The 19,023-nt window shown below is 39.3% G+C and carries 16 protein-coding genes; all 16 read left to right on the top strand.

Annotated features, from left to right (window positions below):
- Positions 1–106 precede the first annotated feature (106 nt).
- The 16 genes from dapA (at position 107) to rbsK (ending at position 19,022) form a co-directional block, all read left to right on the top strand.
- The gene (gene dapA, locus NQZ71_RS22050) at positions 107–994 is read left to right on the top strand and encodes a 4-hydroxy-tetrahydrodipicolinate synthase (protein WP_275008922.1); all 888 of its coding nucleotides are present in this window, start codon (positions 107–109) and stop codon (positions 992–994) included.
- A gap of 21 nt (positions 995–1,015) precedes the next feature.
- Positions 1,016–2,182 carry an iron-containing alcohol dehydrogenase gene (locus NQZ71_RS22045; protein ID WP_275008923.1) on the top strand — a complete coding sequence of 389 codons (1,167 nt, stop codon included), beginning with the start codon at positions 1,016–1,018 and terminating at the stop codon, positions 2,180–2,182.
- Between the two features lie 17 nt (positions 2,183–2,199).
- Entirely contained in the window at positions 2,200–3,498 is a 1,299-nt protein-coding gene (locus NQZ71_RS22040; protein ID WP_275008924.1) for a four-carbon acid sugar kinase family protein, read from the top strand.
- A 32-nt stretch (positions 3,499–3,530) separates the two neighbouring features.
- Positions 3,531–4,535 carry a 4-hydroxythreonine-4-phosphate dehydrogenase PdxA gene (pdxA, locus tag NQZ71_RS22035; RefSeq protein WP_275008925.1) on the top strand — a complete coding sequence of 335 codons (1,005 nt, stop codon included), beginning with the start codon at positions 3,531–3,533 and terminating at the stop codon, positions 4,533–4,535.
- A 65-nt stretch (positions 4,536–4,600) separates the two neighbouring features.
- Positions 4,601–5,548: a phosphoglycerate dehydrogenase gene (locus NQZ71_RS22030; protein ID WP_275008926.1), complete on the top strand. Its 948-nt coding sequence runs from the start codon at positions 4,601–4,603 to the stop codon at positions 5,546–5,548.
- 65 nt (positions 5,549–5,613) lie between these two features.
- Positions 5,614–6,927: an MFS transporter gene (locus NQZ71_RS22025; protein WP_275008927.1), complete on the top strand. Its 1,314-nt coding sequence runs from the start codon at positions 5,614–5,616 to the stop codon at positions 6,925–6,927.
- A 559-nt stretch (positions 6,928–7,486) separates the two neighbouring features.
- A complete protein-coding gene (locus NQZ71_RS22020; protein WP_317012445.1) occupies positions 7,487–8,605 on the top strand; it encodes a sugar diacid recognition domain-containing protein in 1,119 nt (372 codons plus the stop codon).
- A gap of 120 nt (positions 8,606–8,725) precedes the next feature.
- Entirely contained in the window at positions 8,726–9,997 is a 1,272-nt protein-coding gene (locus NQZ71_RS22015; protein ID WP_317012444.1) for a GntP family permease, read from the top strand.
- A 22-nt stretch (positions 9,998–10,019) separates the two neighbouring features.
- Entirely contained in the window at positions 10,020–11,156 is a 1,137-nt protein-coding gene (locus NQZ71_RS22010) for a glycerate kinase (RefSeq protein WP_317012443.1), read from the top strand.
- Between the two features lie 388 nt (positions 11,157–11,544).
- Entirely contained in the window at positions 11,545–12,039 is a 495-nt protein-coding gene (locus NQZ71_RS22005) for an LURP-one-related/scramblase family protein (RefSeq protein ID WP_144454259.1), read from the top strand.
- Positions 12,040–12,520: 481 nt separating this feature from the next.
- Entirely contained in the window at positions 12,521–14,932 is a 2,412-nt protein-coding gene (gene nirB / locus NQZ71_RS22000) for a nitrite reductase large subunit NirB (protein ID WP_275008931.1), read from the top strand.
- Positions 14,933–14,947: 15 nt separating this feature from the next.
- Entirely contained in the window at positions 14,948–15,268 is a 321-nt protein-coding gene (nirD, locus tag NQZ71_RS21995) for a nitrite reductase small subunit NirD (RefSeq protein ID WP_144454261.1), read from the top strand.
- A gap of 21 nt (positions 15,269–15,289) precedes the next feature.
- On the top strand, positions 15,290–16,132 hold the full coding sequence (locus tag NQZ71_RS21990) for a formate/nitrite transporter family protein (RefSeq protein WP_260055124.1): 843 nt from the start codon (positions 15,290–15,292) through the stop codon (positions 16,130–16,132).
- Positions 16,133–16,158: 26 nt separating this feature from the next.
- Positions 16,159–16,938: a uroporphyrinogen-III C-methyltransferase gene (gene cobA, locus NQZ71_RS21985; RefSeq protein WP_317012508.1), complete on the top strand. Its 780-nt coding sequence runs from the start codon at positions 16,159–16,161 to the stop codon at positions 16,936–16,938.
- Between the two features lie 226 nt (positions 16,939–17,164).
- Positions 17,165–18,151, top strand: a complete 987-nt coding sequence (locus NQZ71_RS21980; protein WP_260055125.1) for a LacI family DNA-binding transcriptional regulator — start codon at positions 17,165–17,167, stop codon at positions 18,149–18,151.
- Positions 18,144–19,022 (top strand): ribokinase, encoded by an 879-nt coding sequence (gene rbsK / locus NQZ71_RS21975; RefSeq protein ID WP_144454265.1) that lies wholly within the window; start codon positions 18,144–18,146, stop codon positions 19,020–19,022. The genes NQZ71_RS21980 and rbsK overlap by 8 nt, the downstream gene beginning before the upstream one ends.
- The last annotated feature ends 1 nt before the right edge of the window (position 19,023 follow it).

The raw sequence follows: 19,023 nt of genomic DNA, 5'->3' as shown, positions 1-19,023 counted from the left end.
CAACTAAAAAAGTGTTGAGTTTTTAAACCTTTAGTTTTATAATGAAAAATGTAAGCGGTACATAAAATGTTAATTGTTTAAAAATGCAACTATTTGGAGGTTTATTATGGATATTAAGGGGATTATTCCAGCAATCGTGACACCAATACGCCAGGATCAAACAGTTAATGAGGTGGTGCTGCATCAGCTTGTCAGCCATCTAATAGAATCGGGAGTACACGGCATATTTGCACTTGGTACAAATGGAGAATTTCATTTGTTTAATAAAGAAGACAAACTGAAGATCGCAAAAACTGTCATTGAAGCAGCTAATGGAAAAGTTCCGGTTATTCTTGGAGCTGGCGGTAATAGTACAGAGGAATCGATCGAGCTGTCTAAAGAAATGGAAGCGCTTGGTGCAGATGCGTTATCGGTTATTACGCCATACTTTATCGCACCATCACAAGAAGAATTAAAGGAGCACTTTAAAAAAGTAGCCGAATCTACATCCTTACCTGTGCTGCTTTACAATATTCCAGGAAGAACAGGTGTGAATATTGAGCCTGAAACAGCAGCTGCACTCGCAGATGTTCCGAACATTATCGGTATTAAGGACAGCAGCGGCAACTTCGAAAATATTGAACACTATATCGAGCTGACAAAGGATAAAGACTTCTCCGTATTGGCAGGAACTGATTCGCTTATTCTACAAACATTAAAAGCAGGGGGAGCAGGGGCTGTTGCAGCAACCGCAAATTTATTGCCAGAAATAGTTGTTTCTATTTATACACAGTGGATGAATGGAAATTTGGAAGAAGCAGAGAAAGCACAAAGCAGGCTTCAGCCATTGCGAGACACATTTAAATATGGAACGCTTCCTTCAGCCTTAAAAAAGGCAGTTGTGTTATCAGGTATTGATGTTGGACCTCCTAAACTTCCCGTTAAGGAGCTTGAAGGCGAAGGACTTGAAGTGGTAAAACAAATGGTTTCTGGTTATTCAAAATTACAAGTTTAATAGGCTGGGAGGAAAAGAAAAATGCAACCGATTTATAGCTTTCAGACAGCAAAACAAATAATAGCAGGTAAAGAATCCCTTAAACGATTAAAGGATGATATCAAACTAGTAAGTAAAAACATAAATTCAGCGCTGATTATATCGCAGCCCTCCATCAGCGATTTAGGGTTTGTTGGAACAATTAAGGAGCAGCTTGAAGACCAAGGAATATATGTAAATATTAATTTAGATATTCTTCCAGAGCCTACGGTTGAAAATATCGAGGACGTTTTTCAGCAAACCTCTAATACAAAGTACGATGTTCTTATTGGTATTGGTGGAGGAAGTGTACTTGATACAACGAAGATCTTGTCTGTTTTAATGACAAATGATAAGCAAGTCAGAGAGCTTTTAGGCACTGATATGGTGGAAAAGGCTGGTGTTCCTACAGTATTAATACCAACAACTTCTGGAACTGGCGCTGAAGTTACTCCTAACGCAATTGTGACAATTCCTGAAGAGGAATTGAAAATCGGGATTGTTAGCAACCACCTATTACCGGCATTGGTTGTATTAGACCCTCTATTGACAGTTGGATTGCCAAAGCCAATTACTGCAGCGACTGGTATGGACGCATTTACTCACTCATTAGAGTCATTTATTTCAAATAAAGCAAATCCGTTAAGTGATATGTTTGCACTTGAGTCGATTCGTCTTATTGCTTCAAGTATTGTCGAGGCATATGAGAATGGATCATCAGTAGAAGCAAGAGAAAAGATGCTAGTTGGTTCCATGTACGGAGGAATGGCTTTGACAAGTGCAGGCACTGCTGCCGTTCATGCATTAGCATACCCACTTGGCGGTAAATTTAAAATTCCTCACGGTGTTGCAAACTCAATGCTGCTTCCACATGTGATGGAGTTTAACTTAGATGCTTGTACAGAAAGATTAGCACTTGTTGCAGAACCTATGGGATTAGCTGTTTCTGGTCTGTCGGCAGAGGAAAAAGCGCGAAAGGTGATTGAAAAAATCTCGGAATGGACTGCAACACTCGAGATTCCACAGGATTTACAAGCATATGGAGTGGTCGAAGAAGATATTCCGAGTTTGGCAGTTTCAGCTGCACAAGTTACTAGGCTATTGAACAATAATCCGAAAAAGGTAAGCACCGATGAAATGGAAGCGATTTATCGCAGGCTGCTTGGCTAGGGAGTGGTGTGTTAACTATGAGATTAGCAGTAATTTCTGATGATTTAACAGGTGCTAGTGATTGCGGTGCACAGCTAGTGCCTTACGGGCTGAATGTAGTCGTTTCTGTGAAAAATGACAGAATTAATCGACAAAATGATACGGTCATTTTTAATACAGACAGCCGTTCTTTATCAAAAGAAGAAGCCTATGAAAAAGTATATGAGCTTGCATCCATATTAGCAGCAGAGAAATTTGATGTAATTTATAAAAAAATCGACAGCACGATGAGAGGCAATATTGGAATAGAGTTAAATGCGCTTTTTGAAGCATTATGCCCTGACTTTATCGTCATTGCACCAGGATATCCGAAAAACGACCGAATAATCGCGAATGGCCTGCATTATTTAAATGGAAAACTGCTGCATGAAACAGAGGTAGCTAAAGATCCGAAAACACCAGTGCTTGAGTCTAATATTACGAAAATTATCGAACAGCAGGCTGGACGTAAGGTGGGCCATATTAATAAAGACGTGCTGCGAAGTGGGATTGACGAGGTTTGTAAGGCTTTGCAAAAGTATAAGCAAGAAGGAGTTTCCTACATTACTGTTGATTCAGTAGAAGAACTGAATTTTGAAGTGTTATTGCACGCTATTAATCTCATGAACTATAAAACAGTATATTGTGGTTCATCTGGATTAATTGCACATATACCGAAACTCTTTCAGTTAAAAGTCAAGGAAAAGAAACCTTTCATGCCAAATGAGCCAATTTTACCAGCATTATTCGTTGTCGGCAGTGTCAGCAAAATAGGGAGAACTCAGCTGGGTTATCTCTTAAATAATGAACAAATCGAAGGAATTGAATGTAATCCAATTAACCTTTTATCAGGAGAAAGTAGGGCACAAGAAGAGCTTGATTCCATAAAAAACCGAGCTGTTGAAGCAATCCGCACACAAAAAAATGTTGTGTTATTTTCTTCAGATAAAGTCGAGGAAACCCAAAGGGTTGGGATAGATCGAGGACTGACATTAGTGGAAATAAGCAATAATATTTCCAAAACAATAGGTAATATAGCCGTACAAATCATTCGTGAATGTCAGGTGAAACGACTTTTCCTAACAGGTGGAGATACTGCACAGCAAGTACTTGAGCATCTTGAAATTGAGTATTTTCACTTACTTGATGAAGTCGAGAGTGGTATCCCAATTGGAAGATTAGACAATAGTGGGATAATCGCAGTTACAAAAGCAGGTAACTTCGGTAATGAGTACACAATGAGCACAGTATTAAAAAAACTAAATGGCACAGATCAGCAACAACTGATTGCTGAGTAATAATACTTTCCAAAAGAGGAGGGAAAATCAAGATGAAGCCAGTTATAGGAATTACAATGGGGGACGCTGCAGGCGTAGGACCCGAGATTATTGTTAAAGCACTAGCACACCAAGAAACATACGATTTGTGCAAGCCTGTCGTAATAGGTGATTCCTCCATTTTAGTAAGAGCAATCAATATTTTAGGTTATTCTTTTAAAGTAAATATAGTTAAAGCAGTCCCAGAGGCAAAATTCCAACACGGAGTTATCGATATTGTTGATTTAGACTTGCTCGAATCAAATCTTGAATTTGGTAAGGTATCAGCGCAATCCGGCGCAGCTGCGTTTAAGTTTTTGGAAAAGGCAGTACAGCTTGCAAAGGATAAGGAAATAGCGGCAATCTGTACTGCTCCCTTAAATAAAGAGGCAATGCATTTAGGCGGCTATAAGTATCCTGGTCATACAGAAATATTAGCAGATTTAACAGATACAAAGGATTATTCCATGATGCTGTCATCACCAAAGCTAAAGGTAATACATTTGACAACACATGTTGGTTTAAGAAAAGCAATTGATTTAATTGATCCTGAGCGTACATATAAAGTAATTCAATTAGCGGATGAAACATTAAGAAATGCTGGTATGCCAAACCCAAGAATTGCTGTTTGCGGAATAAACCCGCATGCAGGGGAAAATGGTCTGTTCGGTATGGGGGAAGAAGAGGAAAAATTACAGCCTGCCATTGAAAAAGCTGCTGCAGAAGGTGTAAATGTTACCGGACCGTATCCTGCCGATACTTTATTTTTCCGAGCTGTAAGGGGAGATTTTGATATTGTAGTAGCTTGTTATCATGATCAAGGACATGTACCGATAAAGGTTCTCGGCTTAGAAGAAGGCGTGAATATCACCGTTGGTTTAAATGGCGGCATTATCCGAACATCAGTTGATCATGGTACTGCCTTTGATATTGCAGGTAAAGGGATTGCAGATGAAAGAAGTATGCTTGCTGCATTAACATCTGCTGCTGAATTAGCTCCTAAAGAAGTCAAAAAATAATCAAGCTAGGGAGGGAGGTTAGCGATATGCTATCTTTCCCCTGCGCAGTGAAAAGGAGAATGAACATGAAAGTTGTTTCAACTTCACCTTCATTTGCTAAATACTCCAATGAACCAATCGAATTCTTAAGAAATCACCAAATCGAGTTTGAGTATTTACCAGCAGATATTACAGAAGCTGAATTCATTGAGAAAATGCAAGGGGTTAATGCGGCGATTGTTGCTTTTAATACCATTAGCGAAAAGGTACTTGATAGCTTGCCAGATTTAAAGATTGTCTGCAAGCATGGTGTCGGTGTTGACAATATAGACGTAAAAGCGGCACAGGACAGAGGGGTCGTTGTCACAAATGTCCCTAATGCCAACAAGCATGCTGTAGCTGATTTTGCATTTGCACTAATGCTTTCATTAGCGAGAAAAATACCTGAAGCCAATGATAAAACCAAAAAAGGGGAATGGCCAAGAATTTTTGGTTCAGATGTATACGGAAAAACGTTAGGAATCGTTGGGCTTGGAATGATTGGCAGAGAAGTAGCGAAAAGGGCAAAAGGCTTTGATATGAAAATAGTCGCCTATGATCCATATCCAAACGATGCATTTGCTGCGGAGTATGGTATTGAATATGTGCAACTTGAAGAATTGCTGACAAGTAGTGACTTTATCACATTACATATGCCATTAACACCACAAACAAGAAATCTCATCGCAGAAAAAGAGTTTGCACTTATGAAGGAAGAGGCATTTATTGTAAACGCTTCACGAGGTGGCATTGTTTCTGAAGCTGCTTTATATGAAGCATTGAAAAATGGCAAAATTGCTGGAGCTGCTTTAGATGTGTTTGAAGAAGAGCCTGCTACCGATCATCCGCTTTTTGAGCATTCCAATTTTATTGCCTTGCCACATATAGCCGGCTATACAAGTGGAGCAATTAATACCCTTGGTATGGTGTGTGTGCAGAATATTGTTGACGTACTTGTTAACAACAAAGAACCAAACCATGTAATTAAGCTATAAATGCACTTTTTTTCGAAATGTAAGGAAATGCTTCCACTATAAATGATGAAATGGGTGAACAATGTATGATAGAAAATAAACAGACCATTCCTAATGAAGGCATACAGCCTGCAAGAAAGAAATCAAAGGTCCGCTGGGTTGTCATTTTCCTCATGTGGCTGGCAATTGCCATCAATTACATTGACCGTACGGTGCTCTCTGCTGCTGCACCATATATTACAGAGGAATTCCACTTATCTGCAGCACAAATGGGTGTTATCATGTCAGGCTTCTTTTGGTCCTATGCACTGTTACAAATTCCAGCAGGCTGGTTTGCAGATAAATACGGACAAAAGAAAACGCTCGGATTTGCAGTAATTTGGTGGTCTGTAGCTACTGCAGTGACAGGGCTGGCAACTGGCTTTAAATCACTGTTAGGATTTCGGGTTGCGCTAGGTGTAGGGGAAGCTGCTGCATACCCAAGTAATGCGGGAATTGCATCAAAGTGGTTCCCTGATAAAGAAAGAGCAACCGTTTCAAGTATTTTTGACAGCGGTTCCAAGTTCGGCGGAGCAATCGCAATGCCACTAATTGTTTGGCTGATTGCCCTTGTTGGCTGGAAGGCAACCTTTGTAGTTATCGGATTATTAGGAGTCATTTGGGGAGTTATTTGGTTCATCTATTTTAAAGAAAATCCAGAGGACCATAAAGGTGTGAATGAAGAAGAACTTCATTATATCCGCTCTGGACAATCTCGAAAAGATGGATTATCAAGCGCTCCAGCAATGAAATGGTATGAGTTACTAAAATACCGCAATATTTGGGCTATGTGTCTTGGTTTCTTTGTCATTAACTATAATTCCTATTTCTTTATTACATGGCTGCCATCATACCTTGTTGAAGAAAGAGGCATGAATTTAATTGAGATGGGTTTTATCGCGTCATTACCACTATTAGTAGCGATGGTAGTAGAGGTTATTGCTGGCTGGACTTCTGATAAAGTAGCTGCAAGCGGCAAACTATCGTTAACGGCAACAAGAAAACTATTTTTGATTATAGGCTTATTGATGGCATCTTGTATCGGATTTGCTGCCTTTGCAGATTCAGCAGTTCTAGCAGTAGTGTTATTATGTATCGCTAAATCAGGAACAACTGTAGCTGCATCACAAGTATGGGCATTGCCTTCAGACGTAGCTCCAAAAAATATGACATCCATCGTTGCAGGTATGCAAAATACAGTGTCTAATATGGGTGGCGTAGTTGGACCGATTATTACAGGCTTTATCGTTGCAGCTACAGGCTCCTTCGTCCCTGCACTTTTGTTTTCAGCAGGATTAATTATCCTAGGAATATTCAATTATATATTCCTGTTAGGTAAGGTTGAACCTTTAGATGCTTAATTGGTATTGATTTTTGAAGAGGCTGAAATGGCCTCTTTTTTGTTGGCAAGTATATAAAGCTCTGCTTGTCCATAGGAAATTCAGATTAGAATTTTTACTAGATGAGAATTGGGGTAAAGGCAAGGGTTGTACCAATGGTTAAAACTTAATATGATAAATATATGCCAGATGAAAAGGGAGGTATTTGTCATTTCAAAGATAGCGTATAGTTCTTTTTGGAAACAAAGCGTTTTAGGATCCCTAATAGTTTTGTGTATTACATTCTTTCTTCATGATTTCATTGTAGAAAATGCTCAATTAAATGTCTTTGTGGATTTCCTTATTTTTGTGGTAATATTCTTTGTCCTGCAAACGATGTATTTTTTGCCCGTCCTAAGATTTCATCTAAAAACTAAAAAGCATGTCCAGTTGTTAACAGTATTGTTACAACTGGACATGCTTTTTTACTTGACTTACTTATTGTAAAAGAATAAATCTAGATAAATTAGCAGTAAAAGAGCTATGTTATGATAGATATAAGAATAATAAATATCCTTTTGTGTCAGAAAAGAGGAAGTAAATGAAATACTTAGACAAACGGTTAGCACAGGAAATCGTCAACCGAACGATGACAATCATCAACTGGAATATTAATGTGATGAATGAAAAAGGGATTATCATAGCTTCTGGTGATGAGCGACGGGTCGATGCTGTCCATGAAGGCGCATTAAAGGTGATTGAAACGCAAGCTGGTTTTGAAATTGCTGATACAGAAATTGGGCAATTCCATGGCGTAAAAGCGGGCATTAACTTACCGATCAAATCTTTCGATAAAGTGGTCGGAGTTATTGGGATTACAGGAAATCCAACAGAAATCCGCCATTATGGAGAGCTTGTGAAGATGGCTGCCGAAATGATTATCCAGCAAGCATTTTTAATGGAGGAAATGCAATGGGATGAGCGTCTTAAGGAGGAGCTTGTAACCAAACTTCTTGACGGGAAGGAATACGATGCGCTCTTTTTTGACAGGGCGAAACGGCTCGGCATAGATGTGCGTATACCGAGGACGGCGGTAATTATTGCATCTATGGATAAAGCGAGAGTGTTTAAATCGCTCCGTTCTAAGCTGTTAAAGGATGATCTCCATGTAGTTCACCAGCAATATATCATTCTATTAAAAAAGATAGCTTTAAAGGATGGAGTTTGGAATGAAGCTGCTACAAAGCTTGAACTAAAGAAGTGGGCAGCCTACTTTGAAAAACAGGAAGGGATATCAGTTAAAATTGCACTTGGATCATATCATAGTGGCATGGAAGGTCTAAGCGTTTCTTATCAGGAGGCTGTTCATGCTTTGAAGGTTGGAATGAAGCTGTCTCCAGATACAACTCTATATTTCTCAGATGATAGTAAGCTGCCGATCTTTCTTTCACAAGCGCTAGAGCTAGGATTAAGTGTCAGCATGGAACCATATGTTGACCGCCTCAAGCATCAGGATAAAAAAGGGGAACTGCTTGAAACATTACTTATGTATGTGGAGGAAAATGGCGATGTCAACAAAGTCGCTAGCAAGCTGTTTATCCATCGGAACACACTTCGGTACCGTTTAGAAAGAATTAATGAGCTGACAGGCAAAAACCCGCGAAAATTGAAGGAGCTAGTGGAGCTTTATCTTTCGCTCCTGCAAAATCAGCTTTCATAAAATATTGTGCAAATGCACAAAAAAGCTTGGTGCTGCCAAGCTTATTTTTTATGCTGTGTCCAAAGAAAAACCATCAGCAACCGCTTACAATATGTATATAACAAACGAGGAGGAACTCTTGTGGATGACATTCAAGTAAGTGCATTAGGAGCGATTGTTGCACTTGTTGTAGCAATCGTTTTGATACTTAAAAAGGTCTCTCCTGCTTATGGGATGATTGCCGGCGCCTTAGTTGGGGGGCTTGTCGGAGGAGTTGATATAGTTAATACCGTTTCATTAATGATGGCAGGTGCGGAGGATATCATTCCTGCTTTATTAAGAATTTTGGCTGCCGGTGTGCTTGCTGGTGTATTGATTGAATCTGGAGCAGCAGCTGTTATAGCCGAAACAATCGTTAAGAAGCTGGGAGAAACACGAGCGCTTCTCGCTTTATCATTAGCGACAATGATTCTGACAACAGTTGGGGTATTTGTCGATGTTGCTGTCATTACAGTTGCACCAATTGCACTTGCCATTGCTAAAAAGGCAGGCATTTCAAAAATGGCCATACTACTGGCAATGATTGGCGGAGGAAAAGCTGGTAATATCATGTCTCCAAACCCAAATGCGATTGCAGCGTCAGATGCCTTTGATGTTCCGCTAACCTCGATTATGGCGGCAGGTATCATCCCGGCTGTATTCGGGCTTATCGTTACATACATACTCGCAAAAAAACTTGTGAATAAAGGGTCAGTCATCCAAGTAGAGGAAATCGACGCTCCTAATAGTTTAAAGCTTCCTTCCTTTTTAACAGCTATTATTGCCCCAATTGTTACGATATTGCTATTGTCATTACGACCGTTGTTTAATATTAGTATTGATCCAATGATTGCCTTGCCAGCTGGCGGTGTTGTCGGGGCAATTGTAATGGGAAGAGGGAAAAAGATTAATGATTATGCTGTTTCCGGATTAGGTAAGATGACCAGTGTTGCCATCATGCTGCTTGGAACAGGTACATTAGCAGGTATTATTGCAAATTCCGGCTTAAAGGATGTACTCATAGATGGCTTAAATGTCCTTGGATTTCCCGGCTTTGTGCTTGCACCAGTCTCCGGTATTTTTATGTCAGCGGCGACAGCATCTACAACTGCAGGAACAGCGGTTGCAAGCCAAGTGTTTAGTTCAACCATTTTAGATATGGGTGTTTCCGCACTGGCTGGGGCAGCAATGATTCACGCAGGAGCAACAGTGCTCGACCATCTCCCGCACGGCAGCTTTTTCCATTCAACAGGCGGCAGTGTCAATATGGAAATGAAGGAGCGTTTAAAGCTGATACCTTATGAAACGCTAGTTGGTTTAACATTAGCACTTATTTCAACGCTTATTTATGGGGTTTTTCACTTATTTGGCTAATAAATAGAGAGGAGCAAAAATAATGAAGATTGTCCTTGCACCAGATTCCTTTAAAGAAAGCTTGTCAGCATTACAGGTAGCAGAGTCGATAGAAAGAGGCTTCAAGCAGGTTCTTCCAAATGCTGAATATGTGAAGGTTCCAATGGCAGATGGCGGAGAAGGCACTGTTCAGTCTTTAGTTGATGCAACAGGCGGAAGAATTATCAAAAAAACAGTGACAGGACCATTGGGAGAAGCAGCAGAGGCGTTTTTTGGCATATTAGGGAATGAAAAAACAGCGGTAATTGAAATGGCCGCCGCCTCTGGCCTTCACTTAGTTCCAGCAACAAAAAGAAATCCACTACTTACAACAACAAGAGGCACTGGCGAAATGATTGCCGCTGCACTAGACTATAATGTCAATCATATAATTATCGGAATTGGCGGCAGTGCTACAAATGAAGGCGGTGCTGGGATGGCGAGAGCGCTCGGTACACGTTTTCTTAATTCAGACGGACAAGAGATAGGAGAAGGAGGCGGGGCTTTAAGCGATCTCGCTGCCATTGATTTATCCAGGTTAGACTCAAGATTAGCAGATGTCAAAATAGAAGTAGCCTGCGATGTTGATAACCCGCTTATTGGCCCAAAAGGAGCTTCTGCTATCTATGGACCACAAAAAGGGGCGACACCAGTAATCGTCAACCAACTGGATGAAAACCTTGCTCATTATGCGGCAATTATTGAAAAAGATCTCGGCGTGAAAATAGCAGATGTGCCTGGAGCCGGTGCTGCAGGTGGTCTTGGTGGAGGTTTGCTGGCATTTATGCAAGCTAAATTAAGTCGTGGGGTCGATATTGTTATGGAAGCAGCAAAGCTTTCCGACATCATTGCGGGAGCTGATTTAGTCATTACAGGCGAAGGTAAAATTGACGGACAGACCATCTTCGGAAAAACCCCAATCGGTGTTGCGAAAACAGCCAAAAAACACGGCGTACCTGTAATTGGGATTGCTGGAAACGTCGCAAGTGATAGTGATGTTGTTCATGAGTACGGGATTGATGCCATATTCAGCATAGTTCCAGGTGCAGTGTCCTTACAGGAGGCTTTCCTCCATGCAGACGAATTTGTCGAGAGAACAGCCCGCAATATTGCTGCAGTCTGGCAGTTGAAAAGAAAATAAGAGTCGCAAGTATACTGGTGACTCCCTTATAAAGCGTCGGTGAGCTTCCTTGTAATTGCCAGAGTAGAGAGTTGATGGAGGTAGAGTGCAGACTAGGTATTTGTTTTGGTCTTGAAGTGGAGACACCAATTGCTTAATGAGTAATAATAAAATTAGATTGAAATTAAAAGTAAAAGCCATGGTGCTTTTACTTTTTTATTATGTTTGAAAAATAAAAAATTGACTGGAATCCAACTGTTCCATCTAATGAACATATTGGATTTTGAAACTTTATTTGACTTAATACGTAAATAATTATTATAAATATTAACGAAAAAGTTAGGTTTAATGCTAACAAAGAAAGTTATTAATCGGTAATAGAATTGGCCAATTTTAAAGGAGGCTTTTTATGAAACAGCTTTATATAAAGCAAAAGGTATTCAGTTTAAGTGGAAAGTTTACAGTTAAGGATCAGCAGGAAAAAGATATTTATTATGTGGAAGGGAGCTTTATGCAAATACCAAAGACTTTCTCCATTATGAATACAGCAAGACAAGAAGTTGCCCTTATTACTAAAAAGGTATTTAGCTTTTTACCGAAGTTTTATGTAGAGGTCAATGGTCAAGAGGAGCTAACGATAAAAAAAGAATTTTCGTTTTTTAAACCACGTTACACGATAGATGCTGCTGGTATTGATGTACAGGGTAACTGGTGGGATATGGACTTTCAGGTCCTGCAGCATGGGGAAGTGATCGGTACAGTTAGCAAGGAGTGGTTCACTTGGGGTGACAGCTATAAGGTTCAAGTAGTGAACGAAGACATGGAGGCTATAATTATTGCGTTGGTTGTTGCAATTGATTGTGTGAAGGCTGATGAAGCAGCTGCTTCTTCTGCGGCGACCTGATGCCAATTTGCTGAAGTAATTATTATGTTAGGAAATCATAACACATCCTTTTTTCATTATGATAAAACCTCATTTAGATATAGTGCTTTTTCCAGTACTAAATCTAATTGAGGTTTTTTTTGTTAAGTATACTGGGTATCTTGCGTTCTATTATTTTAGCTTTCATTTTTTCAAAACAAAAAAACTCCATGTATTAAGAAATAAATTTAGAAATAGTGATAAAAATCCTTACAGGTCTTTAGATGTGTTTTTGTTCATTAAAGAAATTGAATTGTGAAATTATGGTAACGTTTTCATCCTTGGTATAATTCAAAAAAATTAAATAAAGTTGATATAGTAGCAACGCTTTAACACGGAAATGTAGCAAAAAGAATATGTGAGAAAATCTTACATGTTGCTTGCAGTACTACTAGGTAGCCGAGTAAACTAGGCACAGGGATATTATCGGAATAATCCGAAAGTTTTGAGGGGGCTGCCAGTTATGTTAAAGCGAAAGTTAATTTTGATTGGAAATGGAATGGCCGGAATTAGGACGATAGAAGAAATATTAAAACTTGATCCAGATGGATTTGACATTACTGTTTTTGGAAGTGAACCACATCCAAACTATAACCGAATCCAATTATCAAAGGTTTTGCAGGGAGATACAACGGTTGCAGATATTACATTGAATGATTGGAATTGGTATGAAAGCAACAATATTCGCTTATATCCAGGTGAAAGCGTAATTAATGTTGATACAAAAAAACAGATTGTTTATACAGATAAGAATCGCGAAGAACCTTATGATAAGTTAATTATTGCAACTGGATCTAATCCGTTTATGCTGCCACTGCCTGGTTCAGATAAACAGGGTGTAACTGCATTTCGCGATATTAAAGATTGTGAAACAATGCTGCAATACTCAAAAAAGTATAAGAAAGCAGCCGTTATTGGAGGAGGCTTGCTAGGACTTGAAGCGGCTCGTGGGCTGCTTAATCTTGGAATGAAGGTAGATGTTATTCACATTAATGAATATATTATGGACAGACAATTAGATAGAGAGGCAGGTAAGCTGTTACAAAAAGAGTTGGAAAATCAAGGCATGAACTTTTTATTAAATAAACAGACAACTGAAATTCTTGGGAAAAAACAGGTAACAGGATTACGGTTTAAAACCGGTGAAAAGATTGCAGCAGACTTGGTTGTTATGGCAGTCGGAATAAAACCAAACGTGGCATTAGCTGAAAAATCCGGTATTCCTGTTAATCGAGGGATTGTCGTTAATGATTATATGGAAACGGATATTCCTAATATATTTGCAGTTGGTGAATGTGCTGAGCACAGAGGAATGGTATACGGCTTAGTTGCCCCACTATATCAACAGGGAGAAGCGTTAGCTAAACGTATTTGCAGTGTATACGATGAGGGATACAAAGGGTCGGTTCTTTCCTCGCAATTAAAAGTGTCAGGTGTAGATGTCTTCTCTACTGGAAAAATCAGAGAGGATGAGAACACTAAGGCAATAAAAATGTTGGATGATTGGAATGGCATCTATAAAAAGATAATGATAGAGCAAGGGAAAATAATTGGAGCTGTTTTGTTTGGTAATACCAAGGAAGGCAATCGATTATTAAATTTAATCAAGAATGGTGCAAATATAGAGGAATATACAGAATCAAATCAGACGGAAGAATCTGGTGCCAGCTTAGTAGCACAGATGACAGATGATGAAGTGGTATGTGGATGTAATGGCGTAACGAAGGGGAATATTGTCTCGGCTATTAATAATGATGGACTTACAACAGTTGAACAGGTAAAGGGGTGTACGAATGCTTCACGTTCATGTGGCTCATGTAAGTCATTAGTTGCTGATATTTTAGAATTTACACTAGGTGATAAATATAGTGAAGACCACAAGGAATCCATTTGTGCTTGTACCACGTTAACAAGGGATGAAGTTGTTGATGAAATCAGAGAAAAGCATCTTACACATACACGGGAAGTTATGAATGTTTTGGGCTGGAAAAACGATGACGGATGCTCTAAATGCAGACCAGCATTAAATTATTATTTAGGAATGCTGAACCCAACGGAATATAAGGACGAAAGGGAATCTCGTTTTGTTAATGAAAGATTGCATGCCAATATTCAAAATAACGGTACCTTTAGTGTGATTCCAAGAATGTATGGTGGTGTTACTAATGCAGATGACCTCAGAAAGATTGCTGATGTAGCAGATAAATACAAGGTGAAAATGATTAAATTAACTGGGGGACAACGCATTAACTTGCTTGGTGTTCAAAAGCAGGACTTACCAAGTATTTGGGCAGAGCTTGGGATGCCATCAGGACATGGTTATGCTAAAGGATTACGTACAGTTAAAACTTGTGTTGGTGCAGACTTCTGTCGTTTTGGCACACAAGACTCAGTAGGAATGGGAATTGAATTAGAGAAGAAATTTGAAGGATTGAATGGACCACATAAAATAAAAATGGCTGTATCAGCTTGTCCAAGAAACTGTGCTGAGAGCGGAATTAAGGATGTTGGAGTTGTTGGTTTAGATGGAGTATGGGAACTTTATGTAGGAGGTAATGCAGGTACTGATCTTAGGGAGGGTGACTTATTCGTTAAGGTGAAAACAAAAGCTGAGGTACTTGAATGGACTGGGGCCTTTTTACAGTACTATCGAGAAACAGCGAATTACTTAGAAAGAACATCTGTATGGGTTGGCCGTCTTGGTATTGATCATGTGAAGGAAAAACTTGAAGATAAAGGCTTCCGTGATGAACTGAATAAACGGATGGATATAACTTTAGCAACCGTTCAAGAACCATGGAGTGAAACACTTAAGGATGAAAATTTAGTAAAAAGACTTTATGAAACAGTTAATGTTCCAGTAGCTTCTAAATGATAGGTAGGGGGAGTAATTGTGGAAAATACACTAGGAAGAGTCTTAATCGGTAAATATTCGGATTTGCCAGAACGCCTTGGAAAAACAGCTTTTGTTGGGAAGGAAGAGATTGCGTTATTTAAGCTAGCAAATGGGAAGGTCCGTGCCATAAAGAATCGATGCCCCCATAAAGGCGGTGTCCTTGCAGAGGGAATGGTAAGCGGAGAACATGTTTTTTGCCCGATGCATGATTGGAAAATTAATGTGTGTGACGGCCAGGTTCAAGCACCAGATCATGGTTGTGTTAAAGCATATAAAGTGGAAGTGGAAGAGAACCTTGTATACATTGTTATCTGATTTTACAAAAGGAGGAATACCATGTCATTCGTAAAGACAGATCAAGTAGTGCAGGGCATGATTGAGGCTGGTGAAGCAAAAGCGAAATTATCTGTTATAGACATGTTAATTCGAGGAGGGCTTGCAGGGGCCCTTCTTGGGTTTGGTACAACATTGGCATTCACCGCTGAAATTCAAACGGGAATGGGGATTTTTGGAGCAATATTATTTCCGGCTTGTTTTGTATTAGTCATACTGCTCGGGCTTGAATTAGTAACAGGGAGTTTTGCGCTCATCCCTTTAGCTGTTTTAGAAAAAAGGGTTTCCGTTTTTCAAATGCTTTCAAACTGGTTTTGGGTCATAATCGGTCATTTAATAGGAGCAGGACTGTATGCTTTGCTATATGTTATCGCCACAACGCAACTTAGTCATGTGACTGACAATGCTATCGCTGCAAAAATTATCGCAGTTGCAGAAGCAAAAACGTTATTGTATGCAAACCTTGGCAGTGATGGTTTAATCGTCGTTTTTGTGAAAGCATTACTATGTAATTGGATGGTAACATTAGGGGCAGTCATGGCGATGACATCTACAAACACAATGGGAAAAATTGTTGCTATGTGGTTGCCGATTTTGATCTTCTTTGCACAAGGATTTGAACATGCTGTTGTAAATATGTTTGTCATTCCTGCAGGGATGATGTTAGGTGCGGATGTGTCGTTAGCAGATTGGTGGTTATGGAATCAGCTCCCTGTTCTATTCGGCAATTTAGTAAGTGGCGTTGTATTTACAGGTCTAGCATTATACTTTACTCATCATAAAGTGAAAAAGAAAACTAGTAGCATGGTAGTTTCAGAAAAGGAAGACTATATTGCTGAAACATAACAAGTTATTTTAGGGGAGGCATGATGATGGGGAAAGTATATATAGTTGGAGCAGGCCCAGGTAATCCTGACTTACTTACAATTAAAGGTTTAAAATGTATACAGCAAGCCGACGTTATTGTATATGATCGATTAGTTAATAGAGAATTATTGCGGGAAGCAAAATCACATGCAGAATTCATTTATTGTGGCAAACAACCAAAATTTCATACAATGCCACAAGAAATGATTAACCAGCTATTGGTACAATATGCTCGCTCAGGAAAAATAGTTACTAGACTTAAAGGTGGGGACCCTTTTGTGTTCGGCAGAGGGGCGGAAGAGATAGAGGAATTGGTAAGGAACGATATTCCTTATGAAATCGTACCAGGTGTAACAGCTGGAATTGCTGCTCCAGCTTATGCTGGAATTCCCATCACACATAGGGAGCTTGGTAACTCATTTGCAATCATTACTGGTCATTGCAAAAACGGAGAACCAACAGATATTAAGTGGGAAAGTCTTATTCATGGGGTGGATACATTAGCTATCTATATGGGAGTAGGAAATCTGCCATATATATGTGACCAATTAGTAAAGCATGGAAAGCGGGAGGATACACCTGTCGCAATTATTCAAGAAGGTACCACCTCCGGACAAAAAACAGTAACAGGTACAATTGCAACAATTGTAAGTATTGCGCAAAAAACAAAGATAAACAACCCGGCAATGATTATTGTTGGTGAAGTTGTTAGCTTTAGAAATAGAATAGAGCAAATTCAAGCAGCGAATAAACAAGTCACCATGGAACTTGTTTCAGGAAGCTAAAATGTAAAATGTTGATTATGGATGCGATAAATACAGACAACACATACTAAGAATGATTGGGTTGTTATTTTATTTCTATTACTATACAAAAGGACCATAGTGAAAATTTATGGTCCTTTTGCTAATTTTCAGGAAATCTAAACTGATTATCACATTATTATATATTGCGTACGAAAAAATAATATGTTACTATGTGTGTAACCGGTTACACAAAAGAGGTGAACACATGGCTACAATACGGGATGTTGCCAAAAGAGCTGGAGTATCTGTGGCAACCGTTTCGAGAGTATTAAACAATAAAGGCTATGCACATGAAGATACGAGGAAGCTCGTTAACGACGCAATAAAGGAATTAAATTACAAACCAAATGAAGTAGCAAGATCTTTATATAAAAAAAAATCAAGATTAATAGGGTTATTGCTTCCTGATATTCGCAATCCCTTTTTTCCTGAGCTAGCTCGTGGGGTAGAGGATGAAATGCAGGAGCAAGGACTCCACTTAATTATTGGAAATGCGGATGAAAAACTAGAAAAAGAAATAGATTACATACAGACTTTTAAACAAAATAATGTAATAGGCATTATTTCAGCAACAAATCACGCTGAGACAAAGCTTTACGAAAATCTGTCCTTTCCTGTCGTCTTACTTGATCGCATAACAGGCAGTTATCCTTCCGTTTATGCAGATGGATTGGATGGAGGAAAAAAGGCAGCACAAGAAATGGTCAGAAGGGGAAGTAAACGAATCGCATTACTCAGAGGTCCGATTGAATTAAGGACAGCACAAGACAGATTCAAGGGTGCAGTTGATGAGCTGTGTGACGCTAATGTGGACTTTCAAGTGATTACATCATCATTTAGCTTTCATGATGCCGAAAAAATGGCTAAAACCTTATTTGAGAAATTTCCTGAAACAGATGGAATAATTGCCAGCAATGACCTAAGTGCAGCAGCAATTTTACATGAGGCGCTGCGCATTGGAAGATCCATTCCAGATGATTTGCAAATTATCGGATATGACGATATCCCGCTTAGCAAGCTGCTGTTCCCATCCCTTTCAACTATAAGGCAGCCTGCCTATGATATGGGAAGGGAAGCCGCAAAACTATTAATGAACATTATTAATAATAAGCCGTTAGCACAAAAGAATATTCAATTGCCTGTTACCTTTATAGAAAGGCAAACAACAAGAAAGGTGGAGAAAAATGATTAAAATGACGACAATTGGCAGTTCTTCTATCGATTTAGTTGTAACTGCAGCAAAACGACCAAATCAAGGTGAAACTATTATTGGAGAAAGCTTTAAGACAGTTCCTGGTGGCAAAGGGGCTAACCAGGCTGTCGCAGCTGCCAGGCTCGGTGCTGATGTAAAAATGATTGGTTGTGTTGGAGCCGACGAGTTTGGGGACAAAATTGTAAATAATTTCACTGCTAATGGTGTTGATACAACCAATGTGGAACGGGTTACACATACGGAAACAGGCACAGCACATATTACCTTGGCAGAGGGTGATAACAGCATTATTGTGGTGAAAGGTGCTAATGATTATGTCACACCTGATTTAGTAGAAAAAGCACTAGATGTTATTCTTGCATCTGATATTGTACTTATTCAGCAAGAAATTCCAGAGGAAACAGTCGAATATGTTGCAGAAATTTGCTTTGCAAATGATGTGCCTTTATTACTTAACCCAGCTCCTGCAAGACCTATAAGTAAAAATGTTATTGAAAGGGCTGCTTATCTTACACCAAATGAAACAGAAGCGGCTATCCTTTTTAAAGACAAGGATATCACTGAAGTATTAAAAGAGTTTCCTAATAAATTATTAGTTACAGAAGGTAAAAACGGAGTTCGTTATTCTGATGGTGTAAAGGAAAGGCTTATCCCAGCATATTCTGTTGAAGCCGTTGATACAACTGGTGCAGGAGATACCTTTAATGCAGCATTTGCAGTGGCGGTAGCAGAGGGTAAAAGCATGGAAGATAGCATTCGTTTTGCTAATCGGGCTGCCTCCTTGTCTGTAACAAAATTTGGTGCACAAGGCGGGATGCCAACAAGAGAAGAAGTAGAAGGGAGTTTATAAA

The organism is Niallia taxi (genome assembly GCF_032818155.1).
GTDB lineage: Bacteria > Bacillota > Bacilli > Bacillales > Cytobacillaceae > Niallia > Niallia taxi_A.
This window is presented reverse-complemented; position numbering and strand designations above follow the sequence as displayed.